17 protein-coding genes and 2 pseudogenes are annotated in these 19,303 nt (G+C 73.6%); 8 read left to right on the plus strand and 11 right to left on the minus strand.

The features are described from left to right. Positions 1 to 4: 4 nt before the first annotated feature. A complete protein-coding gene (locus tag AB0M08_RS38390) occupies positions 5 to 1,171 on the minus strand; it encodes an amidohydrolase (RefSeq protein ID WP_364504740.1) in 1,167 nt (388 codons plus the stop codon). Positions 1,172 to 1,248: 77 nt separating this feature from the next. Here AB0M08_RS38390 and AB0M08_RS38395 point away from each other — a divergent pair, with 77 nt between their 5' ends. Both AB0M08_RS38395 and AB0M08_RS38400 read left to right on the plus strand, forming a co-directional pair. Next, on the plus strand, positions 1,249 to 1,863 hold the full coding sequence (locus tag AB0M08_RS38395; protein ID WP_364504742.1) for a TetR/AcrR family transcriptional regulator: 615 nt from the start codon (positions 1,249 to 1,251) through the stop codon (positions 1,861 to 1,863). A gap of 269 nt (positions 1,864 to 2,132) precedes the next feature. After that, on the plus strand, positions 2,133 to 2,786 hold the full coding sequence (locus AB0M08_RS38400; RefSeq protein WP_364504744.1) for a hypothetical protein: 654 nt from the start codon (positions 2,133 to 2,135) through the stop codon (positions 2,784 to 2,786). A gap of 189 nt (positions 2,787 to 2,975) precedes the next feature. Here the strand turns inward: AB0M08_RS38400 and AB0M08_RS38405 are convergent, their stop codons facing one another. The 9 genes from AB0M08_RS38405 to AB0M08_RS38445 form a co-directional block, all read right to left on the minus strand. Beyond that, positions 2,976 to 3,884 (minus strand): NAD(P)-dependent oxidoreductase, encoded by a 909-nt coding sequence (locus AB0M08_RS38405; protein ID WP_364504746.1) that lies wholly within the window; start codon positions 3,882 to 3,884, stop codon positions 2,976 to 2,978. Further along, on the minus strand, positions 3,881 to 5,251 hold the full coding sequence (locus tag AB0M08_RS38410) for a cytochrome P450 (protein ID WP_364504748.1): 1,371 nt from the start codon (positions 5,249 to 5,251) through the stop codon (positions 3,881 to 3,883). The genes AB0M08_RS38405 and AB0M08_RS38410 overlap by 4 nt, the downstream gene beginning before the upstream one ends. Next, positions 5,248 to 6,012 (minus strand): glycosyltransferase family 2 protein, encoded by a 765-nt coding sequence (locus tag AB0M08_RS38415; protein WP_364504750.1) that lies wholly within the window; start codon positions 6,010 to 6,012, stop codon positions 5,248 to 5,250. Before AB0M08_RS38415 ends, AB0M08_RS38410 begins: the two co-directional genes overlap by 4 nt. Next, positions 6,009 to 7,526 (minus strand): class I adenylate-forming enzyme family protein, encoded by a 1,518-nt coding sequence (locus AB0M08_RS38420; RefSeq protein ID WP_364504752.1) that lies wholly within the window; start codon positions 7,524 to 7,526, stop codon positions 6,009 to 6,011. The genes AB0M08_RS38415 and AB0M08_RS38420 overlap by 4 nt, the downstream gene beginning before the upstream one ends. Before the next feature lie 4 nt (positions 7,527 to 7,530). Next, entirely contained in the window at positions 7,531 to 8,241 is a 711-nt protein-coding gene (locus AB0M08_RS38425) for a glycosyltransferase (protein WP_364504754.1), read from the minus strand. Then, positions 8,238 to 9,212, minus strand: coding sequence for a ketoacyl-ACP synthase III (locus AB0M08_RS38430; RefSeq protein WP_364504756.1), 975 nt, complete (start codon positions 9,210 to 9,212; stop codon positions 8,238 to 8,240). Before AB0M08_RS38430 ends, AB0M08_RS38425 begins: the two co-directional genes overlap by 4 nt. 42 nt (positions 9,213 to 9,254) lie before the next feature. Continuing rightward, positions 9,255 to 10,199: a serine/threonine-protein kinase gene (locus AB0M08_RS38435; protein WP_364504758.1), complete on the minus strand. Its 945-nt coding sequence runs from the start codon at positions 10,197 to 10,199 to the stop codon at positions 9,255 to 9,257. 74 nt (positions 10,200 to 10,273) lie between these two features. Continuing rightward, positions 10,274 to 11,902 (minus strand): benzoylformate decarboxylase, encoded by a 1,629-nt coding sequence (mdlC, locus tag AB0M08_RS38440; protein ID WP_364504760.1) that lies wholly within the window; start codon positions 11,900 to 11,902, stop codon positions 10,274 to 10,276. A 12-nt stretch (positions 11,903 to 11,914) separates the two neighbouring features. Next, positions 11,915 to 13,489, minus strand: a complete 1,575-nt coding sequence (locus AB0M08_RS38445; protein ID WP_364504762.1) for a CocE/NonD family hydrolase — start codon at positions 13,487 to 13,489, stop codon at positions 11,915 to 11,917. A gap of 136 nt (positions 13,490 to 13,625) precedes the next feature. Between AB0M08_RS38445 and AB0M08_RS38450 the strand changes: the two genes are divergently transcribed. The 3 genes from AB0M08_RS38450 to AB0M08_RS38460 all read left to right on the plus strand — a co-directional run bounded on the left by AB0M08_RS38450 (position 13,626) and on the right by AB0M08_RS38460 (position 17,045). After that, on the plus strand, positions 13,626 to 14,168 hold the full coding sequence (locus AB0M08_RS38450) for a helix-turn-helix domain-containing protein (protein WP_364504764.1): 543 nt from the start codon (positions 13,626 to 13,628) through the stop codon (positions 14,166 to 14,168). A gap of 265 nt (positions 14,169 to 14,433) precedes the next feature. Continuing rightward, on the plus strand, positions 14,434 to 15,732 hold the full coding sequence (locus AB0M08_RS38455; protein WP_364504766.1) for a hemolysin family protein: 1,299 nt from the start codon (positions 14,434 to 14,436) through the stop codon (positions 15,730 to 15,732). A gap of 38 nt (positions 15,733 to 15,770) precedes the next feature. Continuing rightward, complete coding sequence (locus tag AB0M08_RS38460) at positions 15,771 to 17,045, plus strand: SLC13 family permease (RefSeq protein ID WP_364504768.1); 1,275 nt, start codon at positions 15,771 to 15,773, stop codon at positions 17,043 to 17,045. Here AB0M08_RS38460 and AB0M08_RS38465 read toward each other — a convergent pair. Next, positions 17,042 to 17,677, minus strand: a complete 636-nt coding sequence (locus tag AB0M08_RS38465; RefSeq protein ID WP_364504770.1) for a TetR family transcriptional regulator — start codon at positions 17,675 to 17,677, stop codon at positions 17,042 to 17,044. The two genes, AB0M08_RS38460 and AB0M08_RS38465, sit on opposite strands and share 4 nt — an antisense overlap. 87 nt (positions 17,678 to 17,764) lie before the next feature. On the opposite strand from AB0M08_RS38465, the gene AB0M08_RS38470 reads away from it, so the two are divergent. The 3 genes and pseudogenes from AB0M08_RS38470 to AB0M08_RS38480 form a co-directional block, all read left to right on the plus strand. Then, entirely contained in the window at positions 17,765 to 18,652 is an 888-nt protein-coding gene (locus AB0M08_RS38470; RefSeq protein ID WP_364504772.1) for an SDR family oxidoreductase, read from the plus strand. Positions 18,653 to 18,655: 3 nt separating this feature from the next. Continuing rightward, positions 18,656 to 18,912, plus strand: a pseudogene (locus AB0M08_RS38475) (potassium-transporting ATPase subunit C); the annotation flags it as partial. Between the two features lie 20 nt (positions 18,913 to 18,932). Further along, positions 18,933 to 19,303 (plus strand): annotated as a pseudogene (locus tag AB0M08_RS38480) (histidine kinase); the annotation flags it as partial.

Consider the following 19,303-nt stretch of genomic DNA (forward strand, 5'->3'; position numbering starts at 1 on the left):
GGGCTCAGGCGGTGCGGGTGGTGTGGCGGGTGATGAAGTCGGCGCGGGCGGAGGCGTTGGTGGCCAGGTCGTAGCCCGTACGGGCGAGGAGCTTGGCGGCGTGGATCAGGGCCTCGTCGGCGGCGGGCGTGGCCGTGTGCGCGGTGAACTCGTGGGTGTGCGGCGTCGCCGTGACGCCGCGCAGGCCGATCATCGGGTGGATGGACGGGACGACGTGGCTGATGTTGCCCATGTCCGTGGAGGCCGAGTGCGCGCCGGTCGCGACCGCCACCCGGCCGAAGTCGGGCAGGTGGGCGGCGTAGGCGGCGATCAGCCACGGGTCGTTGCGCAGGTCGAGGTACTCCGGCTCCATGGAGCGGAAGGAGACGTTCGCCCCGGCGGCCAGGGCGCCCGCCTCGAAGCACTCCTCGACCCGGCGGCGGAACGGCCGGAGCTGCTCGGAGGTGGGGGCGCGGACCTCGTACTCCAGAACGCAGCGCTCCGGGATGATGTTGGTCTTCTCGCCCCCGGAGCGGACGAACCCGGCCACCCGGTACGCGGGCGGCGTCTGCTGCCGGAGCAGGCCGATCGCGACCTGGGCGACCACGGCGGCGTCGGCCGCGTTGACGCCGAGCCAGGGTGCGGCCGCCGCGTGTGAGGGGCGTCCGCGATAGGTCACCTCGAAGCGGCTCGCCGCCTGGGTGCTGTCGCCCGGCCCGGCCGCGTCGGCGGAGGGCGCCGGATGCGCCATCATCGCCACGGTGACGTCGTCGAACGCGCCGCGCTCCAGCATCAGCTGCTTGCCGCCGCCGCTCTCCTCGGCCGGGGTGCCGAGCAGCTTGATCCGGAAGCGGTGGGCGTCCGCGATCGCCCGCAGCCCGATCGCCGCCCCGGCGGCCGCCGCGCAGATGACGTTGTGGCCGCACGCGTGGCCGATGCCGGGCAGGGCGTCGTACTCGGCACAGATCCCGATGGTCAGATCACCCCGGCCGTACGTCGCGGTGAGGGCGGTCGGCAGGTCGCAGGCGTTGTCGCGTACGTCGAAATCGGCGGCCCGCAGGAGATCGGCGAGCTTGACCACCGACCGGTGTTCCGCGAAGGCGGTCTCCGGTTCCGCGTGCAGGCTGTGGCTGAGTCCGATCAGACGATCCCGCCACCGGTCCACGGCGTGATCCGTGGCGTCGTATCCCATGTGGCTTCCCCCGTGTTCGACATCGGCGCCGCTCCGGCGGCATGATGGACGGCTCGCCGCCGTCCCGAGGAGTATTCATGGACCCGAGCGACCGGGCCACCCGCCGCCGGGGGCGCCCGCCGGATCTCCAGCTCCGCTCGAAGATCCTCTCGGCGGCCGAGGAACTGCTCGCCGAATCCGGGTATCTGGGCGTCACGATCGACGCGGTGGCCGGGCGGGCCGGGGTCTCGAAGAAGACCGTGTACCGGTTCTGGGCGCACAAGCCGGCCCTGATCAGCGACGTGATCCTGGAGCGCTCGGCGGTGCTGCCGGTGCCCGACGTCGGCGACACCCGGGCCGAGCTGCGGACCCTCTTCGACCTGGTGATCGAGTACCTGACCAATGGGCACGGGCGGACGATGACCCTGCTGGTCGCGGCGACGCACGAGGACCCCGGGGTGCTCGGGCCGCTCCGCGAGCGGGTGGTGGCGCCGCGCCGGGAGATCGCCCGGAGCGTGCTGCGGCGCGGGATCGCGCGCGGTGATCTGGCCGAGGATCTGGACGTGGACGCGGTACTGGATCTCTGGCACGGGTTGGTGGCGTACCGGCTGAGCGGCCGTCCGGCGGAGTTGCTCCGGCACACGGTGGACCAGTTGATCGAGCTGACGATGGCGGGTCACGTGCCGCGCACCCTCCCCGCCGCCGTGGCGTAGCTCTCGTCGCCGCATCGCCGATCGGAAACGGCCCGGTAACAGCAAGGTTGCAGATCTCGCGAGGTTCCGCGCGCCGGGGTCCACGATCGTGTTCCCCAAATCATCTTTTAACACCATTTTCTTGTACGCGAAACGGACAGAAGTCTCCTCGTGCCGCAATCGTGCGATGGCGCAGGGTAACCCTCGTCACGCTGTCAACGCCGTTGACAGGGGTGGTCAACGGTGTTGACACTACGGCGGTAATCATCGCTGTCCGAAAGCGTTCAGTCATGTCACGTCGGTCGGAACGCCGCGCCCGCTGGAGCGCGACGATCACCCGCCAGCTGTTCTGGTTCATGCTGGTGGGCGCGTTGAGCACGGTCCTGCAGACGCTCGTCTACGTATCCGCCCGCGAGGTGCTCCCCGCGACCTGGGCCAGCTGGCTGGCGCTGCTCGCGGTCACCCCGGCGAACACCGAGGCGCACCGGCGCATCACGTTCGGCGTGACCACCGGCGCGATCGGCCGCCTGCACGGCGAGGCCGGGCTCACCTCGGTCGTCGTCTACCTGGCCAACCTGGTCGTCGCCCCGTGGTTCGCCGGGCTGGCCGGCCCGCACCCGTCGGCGCTGACCGAGTCGATGATCCTGGCGCTCACCGGCAGCCTGGTCGGCGGCGCCCGCTACCTGATCCTGCGTGGCTGGGTCTTCGCCGCCCACCGCCACCCGGTGACCACCACCCCTGGGTCAGGAGGTGAACCGGCCGACGGCGGCGGCCAGGCCGGTTCACCTCCGGCAGCTCCGGTACGCCGTTCACGCCGCGCGGTGGTCACCTCGACCGGCCGCCTGTGCCGCCGGCGCGCGGTCCGCCTCCTGAACCAGCGCCCGCCGGGCCGCATCCGCACCTGGAACCGCGACCGCCGCCAGCACCTCTCCGCCCGCAGCTGACCCCTACCGGCCGGCGCTCAGGTGCGCCGGCCGGCGGCGGGTGCACCCGATCGGCGGTGGCCGGGCGGCGCGTGCGCACGGACAGGGCCGGCCGGGCGGCGTGTGTGCATGGACGGGGCCGGCCGTGGGGCGTGTGTGCATGGACGGCGGAATTGGCCGGTGGGAGCAGGGGCGGGTCGACCGGGTTCGTCAGCGCCAGCCGAGAGCCCGGGCGGTGTCGTGGAAGGAGCGGTGCGGGGTCCAGCCCTGGGACAGCGCGCGGGTGATGTCGAGGGTGAACGGGGTGGTCAGCTGCTCCAGGGCGTACCCGGAGAGGAGCCGCTCGCGGAGGGTGAGGCGCGCGATGAGGCCGGACGCCAGGGCGAGGGCGCGTACCGGAGGAATCGGGACGTGCTGGACGGGGTGGCCGCAGGCCGTGGCGACGATCTCGTCCCGTGGGTAGGGCGTGGCGTCGGCGATGTTGTACGGGCCGGGTGGCCAGTCGCGGGCGGCCAGGCAGGCGTCGGCGAGGTTCTCGACCGCGGTCAGACTGAGCGGGACGTCCGGGCCGGGCAGCAGCACGCGACCGCCGCGGACCGCCCGGCGCAGCCTCGGCAGCAGGTGCGGGTCGTCGCGGCCGTAGACCGCGCGCGGGCGCAGGATCACCGCCCCGACGGTGCCGGCCAGGCGTTCCCCTTCCGCTTTCGTCCTCCCGTACGCCGTGCGCCCGCCCAGCGGATGGTCCTCCCGGATCGGCGCCGATCCGGGCCGCCGGTAGACACTGGCGCTGCTCACCCAGACCAGCGGCCGGTCGCCGAGGGAGTCGAGCAGGCGAGCCGTGCCGTCGACGTTCACGGACCGGAAGGCGCGCTCGGCGGCCCGGCCGGGTGGCGGGTCCCCGACGGCCGCGGCCAGATGGACGACGAGATCGGTATCGGTCAGGTCCGGCGTCGTGCTGGTGGCGTCCCAGTATCGGTGCTCACCTACGGGTCCGGGGCGCCGTCCGAGACAGATCACGGTGGCCCCGGCGTCGGCGGCGGCCCGGGTGACCGCACCACCGCAGAATCCGCTGGCGCCGGTGACCGCGATCCGCATGCCGCGCAGGTCGGGGCGGGTCATCGGGCGGGGGCCAGGATCAGCGTGGACCAACCGGGCAGGGCGCTGCGGCGGTCCGCGCGGGAGCGGAGCACGGACGGGCGGTACGGAGCCAGGGCGCGCAGGGTGTCGGTCATCTGCTCGCGGGCCAGGCGGGCGCCGGGGCAGGCGTGCGGGCCGGAGCCGAAGACCAGCTGGGCCACCTCGGGTGGTGCGGGGGCGTCCGGGCGGGGGTCGGTGCGGTGGGCGTCGACGGCGTGCCGGGTGACCAGGACCAGGCGGTCGCCGGGGCGGACCGGGCAGCCGCCGGCGGTGCCGTGGGATGCCGCGACACGGGGGAGGAGCGGTGTCGGGGCGGTCACCCGGAGCAGTTCGGCGGTGAGGGCGCCGGGCGCGGATGCGGCGTACGGCCAGAGGCCGGCGTCGGCACACCACGCGGCGGCCCGCGGGACGGCGGCGACCGTGGTGTTGATCGCGGCCACGGCGAGCATCGCGGCCAGCGCGGGGCCGACGGGGGATCCGGCCGTGGGGCGGGCGGCGGATCCGGCCGCGGGGCAGGCGGCGGACCCGGCCGTGGGGCCGATGGGGGATCCGGCCCGGGTGAGCAGGGCGGTCAGGCGGTCGGCGGCGTTCCTGGCGGCGGTGTGGCGGCCCGGCCAGGGGAAGCCCGGGAGGTGGGTGCGGGCGGCGGCCGCGGCGGCGGTGCGGGCGGCATGGGCCAGCTCGTGCGGGTCGGCGTCGAGGCCGAGCAGGGCGGCCGCGGTGGCGCCGGCCATCTCGGTGGTGACGTCGGCCAGGTCGATCGGGGCGCCGGTGGCGAGCGGGGCCAGCCGGCGGGTCAGGACGGAGTGCCAGATCGGGCGGAGACGGGCCACGCCGTCGGCGCTCAGCGCGTCGGCCAGCGTACGGCGGGAACCCCGGTGCTCGTCGCCGGACTGGTCGAAGAGCAGGCCACCGCCGGTCAGCTCGCTCGCCGCGGCGCCGGTGGTGCCCTCGGCGGTGCGGTCGAGCGGGATGCGGGTCAGGCCGTCGAGGTAGGCGTCCCGGGAGTGCGCCAGCACCGTGCCGCCCAGCCGCACGGTGTGCCGGTGGCGCGTCGCCGCGAGCAGCGCGAACAGGACCGGATGGCTGTGCAGGTAGACCCGGCGGTCCCGGCGCCGCGCCCGCTTGAAACCGACATATCCGTTATCTGCCGCAGAGGAAGCGGGAGGCGGGGAGGCCGGTGCTGCGGAGGGCGGTGCTGCGGAGGGCGGGGGTGCGGAGGGCGGGGGTGCGGAGGGCGGGGGTGCGGAGGGCGGGGGTGCGGAGGGCGGGGGTGCGGAGGGCGGGGGTGCGGATGTGGGAAGCGGCGGGGTGGGGCCGGGTGTGGGAAGCGGCGGGGTGGGGGTCATCGGACGTGGACCTCGGCGGGGGACGGGGGGACGTAGCGACGGTCCCAGTACCAGAGCAGGGTGCGGCGGGTGCCCCACGCGCGGAGGCGGCGCAGGCTGTTCTCGACGGTCATGTCCTCGGCGCGGACGATGCGGGTGGTGTGGCGGCGGGCGTTGTTGAGGAGGGTGACGTCCTCCGAACCGGCCTCCAGCGGCTCGCGGGCCGTGCCGCCGCAGCGGAGGTACAGGTCGGCGGTGAGCGCCAGGTTGTGGCCGTGGACCAGGACGTACGGGGTCCGGAAACCGGGCGCGCGGTGGGCGGGGCGGAGACGGCCGTAGAGGGCGGCCAGGCGGACGACGGTGGGGAGGACGTGCCGTTCGGCGAAGGACGGGTGCTCGTCGCGGCGGGGGACGCTGCGGCCGCAGACCATCTCGGCGCCGTGGTCCAGGTGGGCGCGGGCCGTCGCGACCCAGTCGGGGGCGGGGCGGCAGTCGGCGTCGGTGCGGGCGAGGCGGCGGGCGCCGTGCGCGATGGCGTACCGGAAACCGGTGTCGGCGGCGGTTCCGGCCCCGCGCTCGGGTTCCTCGATCACCACGGTCCGGAACGGCGCGGGTGATGCCGCGGCGAAGGCGCGGACCACGTCGGCGGTGCCGTCGGTGGAGCCGTTGTCGACCACGATCAGGGTGAAGTCGGTGTCGGTCTGGGCGGCCAGCGCGCCGAGGACGCCCGCGATCGCCCCGGCCTCGTCGAGTGCGGGAACGATCACCGCGAACGGCGTCACGCGGCGAACCGGGTGGCGGCGAGGGCGGCGGCCGCGGCGCGGTCCGGCTTGCGGGAACGGCCGGCGAGCGGCACCGTGGCGAACAGGACGTGGTCGGGGCGGGCGCCGCCCATCCGGGCGAGCGGCTCGCGCAGGGCGGACCGGACGGTGGCCGGATCGGCGCCGGGGGAGAGCTCGACGACCGCGGCGACCCGCTCGTCGCCGTCCCCGGCCGGGATGCCGACCAGGAACGCCAGGGCGACGCCCGGGACGTGCAGGGCGGGCTCGTACAGGCCGGGGTAGATGTTCTCGGCGCGGCGCAGGATCATGTCCTTCGCGCGGCCGGCGAGGACCACCCGGCGGCCGTCGAGCCGGGCGACGTCTCCGGTCGCCACCCACTCGTGCGGGGGCGAGCCCAGATACCGGTCGCACGCGCCGTCGCCGCCGAGCCAGAGCTGACCGTCGCCGCCGGGGAGCAGGCCGGCGCCGCTGCCGGGGAGCGGGTCGTGGCCGGGTGGAGCGCCGCTGCCGGGGAGCGGGTGGTCGCCGAGGCGGGCGCGGACGCCGGGGAGCAGGTCGCCGACCAGGTCGCCGGGGCCGTCGTATGCGGACTTGACGTCGGACTCGGCGGCGGCGGCGGGGAAGAGCTCGGTGAGGGCGTACACGCACCACGCCTCGGTGGCGCCGGCGGCGCGGAGCCGGCGCAGCAGGTGCGCCGAGACCGGGGCGGAACCGCTGTAGACCCGGCCGGTGAACGGCACCCCGGCGTCCAGGGCGGCGCGCAGCGGCGGCGGGGTCAGGTAGGTCGCCTGCGGGGCGAAGCGGGCGATCTGCCGGGCGAGCGCCCGGGGACGGCGGGACGGGAGCACCACCGGGGCTCCGGCGGCCAGCGACGGGATCAGGACGAAGAACGTGCCGCCCAGGATCGGTACGCCGGGCAGCGGCCGGACCAGCGCGGTCACCGCGCGCATCCCGGCGGCCAGGCCGGCGCGGGTGTGCACCACGGCGCGCGGGCTCGCGGTCGTCCCCGAGGTGAAGATGACGACCGCGTCGCCGTCCCCCTCGAAGGGCGGTGGCGGCGGGCCGCCGGGGGCGAGTGCGGGCGCGGAGCCGGGCAGGCGGCGGCCCACGGTGACCGTCGGGGCGAGCGCGGACAGGTCGGGCAGGGCCAGACCGGCGCGGCGGGCCAGGGGCGCGGCCCAGCCCGCGACGGCCTGGGCGGCGGCGTCGGCGACGATCAGCGCGGGCGGGGCCAGGGCGAGCCGGGCCCGGAGCACGTCGGGACCGGCGGACGGGTCCAGGACCGCGACGCGCAGCCCGTTCCGGTACGCCGCCAGCATCACCGCGAGTGATCGTGGACCGGGCCGTACCGCCAGGCCCACCGTGTCGCCGCTTCTCAGGCCACGGGCGTGCAGGGCTCCGGCGTACGCGGAAAGCAGTGTGGAGAGATCGCCACGCGTGACCGGACGACGGCCCGCAACGATCGCCGGGCCGGTGTCGGAGGGCCGCAGGCCCGAGATCAGTTCCTCGAACACGCGCTCACCGCGGATCCGGGCCGAGCGGGCCACTGCCCTGGTCGAGGTACCACCGCGCGGTGCGGATCACGCCGTACGCGCGCAGCCGGCGGGTCGAGTTCTCCACCACCATGGTCCGGCTGTGGACGATCGACGCGGTGGTGCGGCGGACCCGGTTGAGGAAGAGCCGGTCGGTCGGCGACGGGCGGCGCGGCATCCCGCCGCAGGCCTGGTAGAGCTCGGCGGTGATCGCCATGTTGTTGCCGGCGTGCATCCGGTACGGGGCGAGGAATCCGGATCCGCGGTGGGCGGGGCGGAGCCGGCCGAAGGCGGCGGCGAGCCCGACCAGCCCGGCGAAGACGGCGCGACCGGCGATCCCGTGCTCGTCGCGGCGCGCGGTGATCCGGCCGCAGACCAGGCCGGCGCCGTCGTCGAGCGCGGCGCGTGCGGCGGCCACCCAGCCGGGGCGCGGGATGCAGTCGGCGTCGGTACGGGCCAGCCGCGTCGCCCCGTGCGCGATCGCGTACCGGAAACCGGTGTCGACCGCGCAGCCCACGCCCTTCTCGGTCTCCACGATGCTCCGCACCCCGGGGACCACGGAGGCGGTGCCGTCGGTCGAGCCGTTGTCCACCAGGAGCAGGGTGAAGTCGGTGTCGGTCTGCTGGGCGAGAGCGGACAGGGTCTGGCCGATCCGGGCGGCCTCGTTGTACGCGGGAACGATCACCCAGAGCGTCACGGCTGCTCCAGCACCATGGTCATGATGCTGACGCCGCCGCCGAGCCCCATCAGCAGCACGCGGTCCCCGGGGTTCAGCCGGGGCCGGATCCTGGCCAGCTGGATCCCGAGCGTGGCGCTGGCCGTGTTGCCGAACTCGCCGACGGTCACCACGATCCGGTCGCGCGGGATTCCGGTGATCTCCAGGAACTGCTCCAGGTACGGATACGTCACCTGATGCACCAGGATGAAGGAGAAATCACGAAATTCCATGGAGCACCGGGACAGAACGCGGTCGAGGATGCTCGGACCGATCTTCTCGAAGACGGTCTTCAGCCGGTGCCCGTCCCCGGTGAAGTAGGTGTACTCGTCGCCCCGCGGATGCCGCGAGCCCCCACCGGGGATCCCGCCGACCTCCCAGTGCTCCGAGTGCGTCTCGGTGTCGACGTCCAGGATGCCGCCGGTCGCCACCGGCTCGACCACGACCGCCGCCCCCGCGTCGCCGAAGGTGAACCCGGCGAACGCCCGCCGGTCGGTCAGCGACGGCCGCATCACCCGGGTCGGCGTCTCCCCGGTCACCACCAGCGCCCGCCGCGCCCGCCCGGCCAGGATCATCGACCGGGCCAGGTCGATCCCGTTCACGAAGCTGTTGCAGGCGTTCGTCACGTCCAGCGCGTGCGCCCGGCTGCCCAGCTCCGCCTGCAGGATGTGCGCGGTGGCCGGCTCGACCATGTCCCGCGAGGCCGAGGCGAAGAGCAGCAGGTCCACGTCGAGCGGGTCGAGCCCGGCGTCGCCGAGCGCGGCACGGGCGGCGTGCCGGCCCAGGGTGGAGGCGTACTCGTCCGGCGCGGCCACCCGCCGCCGATCGATCCCGGTCAGCCGGGTGAAGAGGCCGCGGGGCAGGCGGGGCCCGCCGAGGCCCGCCTGCAGTGCGTCCGTGGTCATTTCACGATCGGGCAGGTACGCGCCGACGCCGGTGATCCCGACCCGCATGAACAGGCATTCCTCAACGCTGGACGATAGGGACGACCATCCTCACACCTGGTGTCCGGTGGCCGGCACCCACCGACGGGTCAGGATCTCCCGGATCGTTCGGCGGCGGGGCGGCGCCGCCACCTCGCGGAGCATCGCGCCGGCCTGCTCGTGGTCGAGCCGGGCGGCCGGGTCGCGGCGCAGCAGCCCGGTCAGCACCGGGGTGAGCGGCCCGGCCAGCAGCGGCGGGTCCGGCTGCTCGCTGCCGAGCGCGTGCAGCACGGCGGCGGTCGACGGCCGGGTGAACGGCGGGCGACCCTCGACCGCGTGGTACAGCGTCGCGCCGAGCGACCAGAGGTCGGAGCGGGCCGTGGAGACCTGCCGGAAGAGCCGCTCCGGGGCGACGTACTTCGGCGAGCCGAGCACGACCTGCGCGCGGGCCAGCGCTGCGATCCCGGAGAAGGTCACCGCCGGGGCGAAATCGATCAGCAGTACCCGGCCGTCGTCGCCGATCAGCACGTTGCCGGGCTTGACGTCGAGGTGCAGCACGCCGGTCTCCCGTCCGGCGCGCAGCCCGTCGAGCAGGGCCAGGCCGATCGCGGCGACCCGCTCCGGCGGCAGCGGGCCCTCCTCGGCGACCACCTGGTGCAGCGAGCGGGACGGCACGTACTCCATCGCGAGCCAGGGGCCGGCCGGGTCCGGGTGCACGTCGAAGGCGCGGATCACGTGCCGGTGCCGGATCCGGGCCGCGGCGCGGGTCTCGGTGAGCGCCCAGCGCCGGACGACCCGCCGCTGCTCCGGCGCGAGGCCCTCGGGGACGGTGCACTGCTTCAGCGCCACCAGGTCGGGGAGACCGAAATGGTAGGCCTGCGCGAGCCAGACGTGGCCGAGGCCGCCGGTGGCCAGGGGACGGATGATGCGGTAGCGCCCGGCGATGACGTCACCGCTGGTCGCGTTGCCCATCGTCACCATGCCGCCACCTCGGGTCGACGAATCCGGCAGTGCCACCGACAGTACTTTGCGTACGCATCTGATCACTGTCGGATATCGGGCGGTCCCGATGAGGTGGGATCGTAGGCCGATTACGGCCTGTGACGCAACCTCTCGTAGAGCGGCCGATCAGTCGCCGTCACGGCGACGTCCAGGACGTAGGGCCCAGGATGTCGCAGGGCTCGGTCGAGAGCTTCCGGGAATGCCGCGGCCGTCGTCACGCGGGCGCTTGAACAGCCAAAACCTTGGGCTATGGCCGGGAAGTCAATGCCGGGTAACGTCGTTCCGGGTGTCGAGTGGATGCCGATCCGGCGGGCTAGACCGGACACCGCCTCGTACCTCTGGTTATTGAGTATCAGCACGGTGAGTGACGCATCTCGCTGTGCCGCGGTCCACAGCGCCTGAATCGAGTACAGGCTGGACCCGTCGCCAGTGACGCAGATCACTCGCTCGCCGGCCAGTGCTCGTCCCACCGCGACCGGAATCCCCCATCCGAGAGCGCCACTCCCGGTGGTCACGAATCCCCGTGGCCGGGTGATCGGGATCACCTCGTGCAGCGTGTCCTTGTGCGACGGAGCCTCCTCCACCAGCACCGCCCCGTCCGGCATCGCCGCACCGAGCGCCGACAGAACCCCCGCGGCCGCCAGCGGGTCGTTCAGGTGGGGCGCCTCCCGCTTCGTCGCTTTTTCATCAGGTACGCCGTCCGGGCCCCCCGCCGCGCTCAAAAGGCGGCCCCCGCCGGGCCCGATCTCGTCGAGCAGCGCGCGCGCCCCCACCCGGATCGTGCTCAGCAGACTCGTGCCGGCCGCCGCCCACGCCGTGGCCGCCGGATCGCAGTCCAGGTGGAAGAGCCGGGTCCGGTCCGGCACGAACGCCCCCTCGGTGTGCACGTGACAGGTGAACACCGGCGCGCCCAGCACCAGGACCACGTCGTAGCGCCCGAGGACCTCGGCTATCGACGTGCGTACCGGAGAGAGATGTCCCCGGAAGAGCGGGTGATCCTCGGGGAAGGCGGCCCGGCTCGCCATCGGCGCCGCCCACACGGCCGCTCCCAGCGTCTCGGCGAGCGCGACGGTCTCCGCCCAGGCGCCGTCCTCGTCCACCCCCGGACCGGAGACGATCGCCGGCCGGCGGGCCTCGCGCAGCGCGCCGGCCACCTCCCGCAGGGCATCCGGTTCGGGACCGAAACCGCCGTGGACCGTGCGTACCGGAACGGGGTCGGCCTCCTGATCCCAGTCGTCCTCGGGGATGGAGAGGAAGACCGGACCGCGCGGCGGCGTCGTCGCCACCCGGCAGGCCTCGGCGAGCGCGCCCGGCACCGCCGCCGCCCGCTCCGGCTGATGCGACCACTTCACGTAGGGACGGGGGAAGAGCGCGGGCTCGTCCGCGCCGAGGAACGGCCGGGTGGGCAGCATCGCCCGGGTCTGCTGCCCGGCGATCACCACCAGCGGGATCCGGTCCCGGTACGCGTTGAAGATCGCACCGAGCGCGTGCCCGACCCCGCCCGCCGAGTGCAGGCTGACGAGGGCGGGCCCGCCCGTCGCGATCGACCATCCGGCCGCCATCCCGGCCGCGGACGCCTCCTGGAGCGCGAGGACGTAGTCGACGTCGGCCGGCCAGTCCCGGAACATCCGCAGCTCGGTCGACCCGGGATTACCGAACCAGGTGGTCAGCCCGGCCCGGCGGCAGACATCGAGGAACGTGCTTCGCACATCGCCCATCCGCCGACTGTCTCACTCCAGGGGCAGATCCAGGTAGGAGCCGCCGCCGATGGTGATCGAGTCACCGGACGCGTTCTCGTCGTAGTACAGGGGATCGACGGTGTCCACGACCAGCGTCAGCGAGTGCCCGGCCGGCATGTCGTACGCGGCGGAGAAGAGGTCGACGTCGACGCTCCGGGTTCCGGTCGACGTGCCGAGCCAGCTCACCGGCGCGTGGGTGACCAGCGTGGCGGTGCCGAGCGCGTCCAGGTCGTAGAGGTACGCGACCAGCGTGCCGGTCGCCGCGGTGCCGGAGAGCTCCAGGTGGACCCTGGGGGTGCCGCGGATGTGGGTGACCGTGGAGGGGCGCTCGGAGGCCCAGACGCCGGCCCGGCTCCGGTCCACGAAGGGCAGCCAGACCGACGGCTGGATGCCGGTGAACGCGGAGATCCCGTTGGTCAGCAGCACCACGCCGCCGTTCGCGATGGTGTCCTTGTCGGCCGGGAGCTTCTTGGTCCAGCCGGAGGAGACCGCGCCGCCGAGCAGTCCGGTGCCGTCCAGCGTGCGGATCTTGCCGAGGCCGTACCGGGATGTGCTCCCGGTCAGGTCGGCCCAGTCGGCGTACGTCTCGCCGCTCGTGTTCAGCCCGGTGATCTGGACCTGCGGCTCGTCCTGCGCGCCGTTGTCCACGCCGGCCAGGTAGTGGTCGAACCACTCGTACAGGTCGGTCCAGACCGCGTTCGGCAGCCCGGCCAGGCCGGTGAGCTCGGCGATCGCGTGGTCACCCGGCCGCAGCTCCAGGCGCTTCGGCCCGGTCAGCCCGGTGAAGAAGCTCTGCCACTGGTTCGGCGGGAAGAACGAGTCGCCCCAGCCGTTCTCGATCAGCACGGCCGGCTGGTTCGCGTTGATCCGGCTCAGGTAGGTCTGCGCCGAGCGGAGCTTCGCCCACGCCTGCACCTGGTCCACGTTCCTGTTCGCGGCGAAGTCCGAGAGCATCGTCGAAAGCTCCTCGCTCGGGTTGCCGACCAGCTGGGCCGCGAGCGAGAGCAGCCCGGACGACTGCAGGTGCCGGGTCGATCCGGAGTAGAGCGAGTAGCCCAGGTCCGACCAGCCGCTGAGGACGCCGGCGACCTTGATGCGCTTGTCGAACGCGGCGCCGAGAAGGCTGATGCCGGCGCCGTACGAGATGCCCGCGGCGCCGATCCGGTCCGGGTCGGTGGCGGTGTGCGCGATCGTCCAGTCGATCACCAGCGAGAGGTCGGCCATGTCCAGCGACCCGGCCGTGTCGATCTCGCCGCCGGAGAACCACCAGCCACGCGGGGTGTAGGACACGACCACGTAGCCCTTGCCGGCCAGGATCTGCGCCTGGGCCAGGTACTCCGCGTCGTTCAGGCCCCAGCTGGACGGGAAGACGATTGCCGGGTGATCCGAACCGGACGCCGGGGCGATCCAGTTGGCTTTCAGCACCGTACCGCCGGAGCCGGATATGTCCACGGCCTGGAAGCCCGTGGTGGCCGATGCCGCGGAAGCGGGTGCGCCCACGCCGGCGAGTACGGCTACACCCAGCAGAAACGCGATCAATGCCGACAGGAGACGGCGTGGCGCCATAGCGCACTCCTTGGGGGAACGGGGGGTATGGCGACCGGTCGTGGCGGCAGCGTAGGGAGCGGTACCGAGAAAGTGAAGGTGATGACATTCTCGTTACCGACCGGTAACGTGACCGGTCGGTAGTAAGGGGGTGCGAGTGTTGTACGGAGCCCCGACGGCGCGCCGCCGTGACGCCCAGCGCAACCGTGCGGCCATCGTCCTGGCCGCGAACGAGGTGCTGGCCGGCAGCGACGCGGTCGCCCCGATCCCGGAGATCGCCCGCCGTGCCGGCGTCGGCCAGGCCACGCTCTACCGGCACTTCGCCGACCGGAACGCGCTCACCGCCGCCGTCATCGAATACCAGCTGGAACGCCTGGAGGAGGCGGCCGCCTCGCTGGCCGGCGAGCCGGACGGCTTCCGCCGGCTGCTGCACGCGGTGCTGCACAACCAGATGACCATGCGTGGCCTGGTCACCCTGGTCCGCCGCCTCGACCCGGCCACCCAGGAGCGCTACCGGCTGCGCGCGGTCGCCGCGCTCACCGGGCCGATGCTGCGCGCCCGCGAGCTCGGCAACATCCGCCCGGACCTGAAGCCCGCCGACATCTCCCTGCTCTTCGTCATGGTCCAGGGCGTCGGCACGGCCCCTTCCGACGCCGACCGCGCGATAGCCCTGGTCCTCGACGGCATCTGCCGCCCCTGACGCCTCCCACGGTCGTGCCGATTCCGTCTACCGCTCGCTCGGGCCCGTCGTGCTCTGGCGGAACGACGGCGACCGCCTCGTCCCCCTCGTGGACTCCCTCCGGCCTACCGGTCGTCACCGGCCCGGACCAACGTCGTCACACGGCCGGGCCATCCGAGAGGCACGGCGGGTACGTGGCATCCATGCGGACATCCGCCGGCTGAGAATGACTCCCAGGTTTGCTGGGTACCGTGAGGACTCGGGTCGGTGACCAGCGAGGGAGTTGATGTCCGCCGTGGGCGGATACGGGTGGCAGGTCGTACTGGTCGTCGTTCTCGTGCTGCTCAACGCGGCCTTCTCCGGCAGTGAGATGGCGTTGATCTCGCTGCGGGAGAGCCAGTTGCAGAGGCTGGAGCGGCAGACACGCACCGGGCGCACGCTCGCCCGGCTGGCCCGGGATCCGAACCGGTTCCTGGCCACCATCCAGATCGGCATCACGCTCGCCGGCTTCCTGGCCTCGGCGGCGGCCGCGGTCTCGCTGGCGCAGCCGCTGATCGAGCCGCTCGGCTTCCTCGGCGACGCCGCCGAGCCGGCCTCGATCGTGGTCGTCACCATCGTGCTGACCTTCTTCACGCTGGTCGTCGGCGAGCTGGCGCCCAAACGCGTCGCCATGCAGCGCGCCGAGGGCTGGGCGCTGCTGGTGGCCCGCCCGCTGGACGTGCTCGCGACCCTCTCCCGCCCGGTGATCTGGCTGCTCGGCAAGGCGACCGACCTGGTGGTCCGGGCGGCCGGCGGCGACCCGGACGCGGCCCGCGAGGAGGTCAGCACCGAGGAGATCCGCGACATGGTCGCCCAGCAGCAGGAGTTCACCCCCGAGCAGCGGACCATCATCAGCGGCGCCTTCGACATCGCCGACCGCATCCTGCGCGAGATCCTGGTGCCCCGCCGCGACGTGCTGATCCTCCCGGCCGACCTGCCCGCCGCCGAGGGGCTGACCCGGCTGGTCGCCGGTGGTCACTCGCGGGCACCGGTCACCGGACCGATGGGGCTCGACGACGTGCTCGGTGTGGTGCACCTGCGTGACCTGGTCGGCGCCGACGGCGTCGTCTCCGGCCACATGTACGCGCCGCTCTTCCTCCCCGAGACCCTCAAGATCTCCGACGCGATGCGCCAGCTCCGCACCCAGCGCCAGCAGCTCGCGATGGTGGTCGACGAGCGCGGCGCCATCGACGGCATCGTGACCATGGAGGACCTGGTCGAGGAGGTGGTCGGTGAGATCTACGACGAGACCGACCGCGACGTGCAGTCGGTGATCCACGAGGACGACGGGGCGATGCTGCTGCCCGGGACCTTCCCGATCCACGACCTGCCGGACATCGGCGTCGACATCGACGAGGAGGACGAGGGCGACTACACCACGGTCGCCGGTCTGGTCCTGGCCCGCCTCGGCCACATCCCGACGGCGCCCGGCGAGACGGTCGCCGTCGACGGTCACACCGCCGAGGTGGTGGAGATCACTGGACGGGCCATCACCAAGCTCCGCCTGCGGCCTCTCGCCCCGAGCGAGCCCGAACCGGTCGGCTGACCGAGCGGACTGCGTCGCCGAACCACTACTCTGCGCCAGTGTCGTTGATCATCGCGCTCTCCCTGCTGGGCGTGGTGCTCGCGTTCGCGGTGGCACGTCCCCGGGAGCTTCCCGAGGCCGTTGCCGCGGTGCCCGCGGCGCTGCTCGCCATCGTGGTCCATCTGGTCAGCCCGGCGGCGGCCCTCTCCGAGGTACGTGCCCTCGCGCCCACCGTGCTCTTCCTCGCCGCCGTCCTGGTGCTGGCGTTCGCCGCGGAACGGCACGGCGTCTTCGCGTACGTCGGGGAAGTGGCCGCGGAGCGCAGCGGAGGCAGCCCCCGCAGGCTGCTGACCGCGGTCTTCGCGGTCGCGGCGGTGACCACCGCGGTGCTGAGCCTGGACGCCACCGTGGTCCTGCTGACGCCGGTGGTCTTCGCCATCACGGCCCGGGTCGGTGTGCGCCCGCGCCCGCACGTCTACGCCTGCAACCACCTGGCCAACTCGGCGTCGCTGCTGCTCCCGGTCTCCAACCTGACCAACCTGCTGGCCTTCGCGGCGAGCGGCCTGACCTTCGCCGGGTTCGCGGCCCTGATGGCGGTCCCGTGGGTGGCGGTGGTGGCGGTCGAGTACCTGGTCTTCCGACTCTTCTTCGCCAAGGATCTGGCCGCGGAGCCCGCCCTGGTCGGCACCGCCCCGGCCGGCTCGCCCGCCCCGGGCGACGGGGTCACGCCGGTCGCCGCGCCGCGCTACGCCCTCGGGGTGCTCGCCGCGACGCTCGCCGGGTTCGGCGTCCTGCAGCCGCTCGGCGTCGAACCGGCCTGGGTCGCGGCGGTCGGGGCGCTCGCCCTCGGCGTGCCGCTGCTGCGACGGCGGGAGGTCCGGTTCACCACGCTGCTGGCCAAGACCGACCCGGCGTTCTGCGCGTTCGTGCTCGCGCTCGGCGTGGTGGTCCTCGCGGTCCGCGACAACGGCCTCGGCGATGTGGTGAACGCCCTCGTTCCGTCGCAGGCCGGGCTGTTCGGGCTGCTCGGCGCGGCCTGCCTGGCGGCGATCCTGGCCAACCTGCTCAACAACCTGCCCGCGACGCTGGTGCTGATCCCGGCGGTCGCCCATTCACCGGGCCTGCTGCTGGCGGTGCTGATCGGGGTGAACGTGGGGCCGAACCTGACGTACGTGGGTTCGCTCGCCACGCTGCTCTGGCGCCGGATCCTGACCGCCCGCGGCGCGGCTCCCCGGAGCGTCGAGTTCCACCTGCTCAGCGCGATCACGGTCCCGCTCTGCCTGGTGGCGGCGGTGGTCGCGCTCTGGGCGGGCCTCCGGATCTCCGGCGTCTAGTCCGGTTTCCGCGACGCGGGCTGGTCCGGTTTCCGCGACGTGGGCTGGTCCGGTTTCCGCGACGCGGGCTGGTCCGTGACAGTGGTGCGCAGGGCCGTCAGGGCGCTGCGCATCTCGCCGCGCAGGTCGACGGCGTCCGCCGAGTCCACCCAGCGCCGGAACCCCACCCGCAGCACCACCATCCCCGCCTCGGCTGCGAGCGTCGCCTCCGGTTCGGCGACCCCGCGGTCGCGCAGGCCCCCGGCGAGCGCCCCGGCCAGCCGGGACATCTTGATCAGCTCGCGTTCCCGCAGCTCGGCGTTGAGGTCGATGATGCTCTGCCGGCGGCGCGAGTGCTCCCGGTCGGTGCCGAGCAGCTCCGCCACGGCGTCCAGCACGATCGCCACCGCCTCCATCGGGGTGGCGCCGTCGGGTGCCGTGCCGAGGGCGCGTGACAGCTCGGCCAGCAGGTACTCCGACCCGCCGAAGAGCACCTCGCGCTTGTCCGCGTAGTGCCGGAAGAACGTCCGCGCGGTCACCCCGGCCCGCTGCGCGATCTCAGCGACCGTCGTCTGCTCGAAGCCGCGTTCGACGTACAACTCCATGGCAGCCTCGTGAAGGCGGCCCGCCGCACCCGGCTCCCAGCGTCCCATGCCGTGATCGTAGTCATGTCACACGGTGACATCGTTTGCGCTATGGTCATGTCATCAAGTGACATCACGTCTCCGGAAGGCACAGCCATGCGCGTATTCGTCACCGGTGCCAGCGGCTGGATCGGCTCCGCCACCGTCACCGAACTCCTCGCCGCCGGGCACCGGGTCACCGGCCTGGCCCGTTCCGACGACGCCGCCACCACGGTCGCCGCCCTGGGCGCCGAGGTCCGCCGCGGCTCCCTGGACGACCTCGACGTGCTGCGCGCCGCGGCCGCCGAGTCCGACGGGGTGGTCCACATGGGCTACAACCACGACTTCAGCAGGATGGCCGACGCGGCCGCGACCGATCAGGCCGCGATCGCCGCCCTCGGCGAGGCCCTCGACGGCACCGGCGGCGCTCTCGTGATCGCTTCCGGTCTCGCGGGGCTCGGCTCCGGCGGCCTGATCACCGAGGAGGACCCGGTCCCGTCCGCCGCCCACCCGCGTGCCGCCAGCGCCGCCCTGGCCCTCTCCTTCGCCGAGCGCGGGGTGCGTCCCTCGATCGTTCGCTTCGCTCCGACCGTGCACGGTCCGGGGGACCACGGCTTCGTCGCCACCCTTGCGCGGATCGCCCGGGAGAAGGGCTTCTCCGCGTACGTCGGCGACGGCTCGAACCGCTGGCCGGCGGTGCACCGCGCCGACGCGGCGGTCCTGGTGCGCCGCGCCGTCGAGGACGCCCCGCCCGCCTCGATCGTGCACGCGATCGCCGAGGAGGGCGTACCCACCCGCACCATCGCCGAGGCGATCGGCGAGGGCCTCGGCATCCCCAGCCGCTCGATCCCGGCCGAGCAGGCCCCCGACCACTTCGGCTGGATGGCCATGTTCTTCTCCGCCGACCTCCCCGCGTCCAGCGAGCTGACCCGCGCCCGCTTCTCCTGGACTCCGACCCACCCGACCCTGCTCGACGACCTGAAGGCGGGCTACTACACCAGCTGAGAACCGGCCGTGGTTCCCCCGGACGCGGTCACGGCGAGCGCCTGCGGTCTCGATCCGCACATCTCCGTGGCGTACGCGAAACTGCAGGGCGCAAGAATCGCGCGAGAGCGAGGCCTCACCCTGGAGGAGGTGTACCCGCTGATCGAGCGGAATACCACCGGGCGCGCCCTGGGTTTCCTGGGAGAGCCGGGCGTGAACGTCCTGACGCTGAACCCGGGTCCGGATGAAACCCCTCCAACCACCCCGGCCACCACCCCTAAAACGACTGAAGGCCCTCTCCATGGCACGCGGTGAGTTACGGATCTATCTGGGCGCGGCGCCCGGCGTCGGCAAGACCTACGCCATGCTCGAGGAGGCGCACCGGCGGGCCGAGCGCGGCACCGACGTGGTCGTCGCCCTGGTCGAGACGCACGGCCGCAGGCACACCGCTGCCATGATCGGCGAGCTGGAGACGGTGCCGCGCCGGGAGCTGACCTATCGCGGCGTGGCCTTCACCGAGATGGACCTGGACGCGGTGCTGGCCCGCCGCCCCGAGCTGGCCGTGGTCGACGAGCTCGCGCACACCAACGTGCCCGGCTCGGCGAACGCCAAGCGCTGGCAGGACGTGCAGGCGCTGCTGGACGCCGGGATCGACGTGCTGAGCACGGTCAA

The sequence above is a fragment of the Actinoplanes sp. NPDC051851 genome, assembly GCF_040681165.1.
In the GTDB taxonomy this organism is placed as follows: Bacteria; Actinomycetota; Actinomycetes; order Mycobacteriales; family Micromonosporaceae; genus Actinoplanes.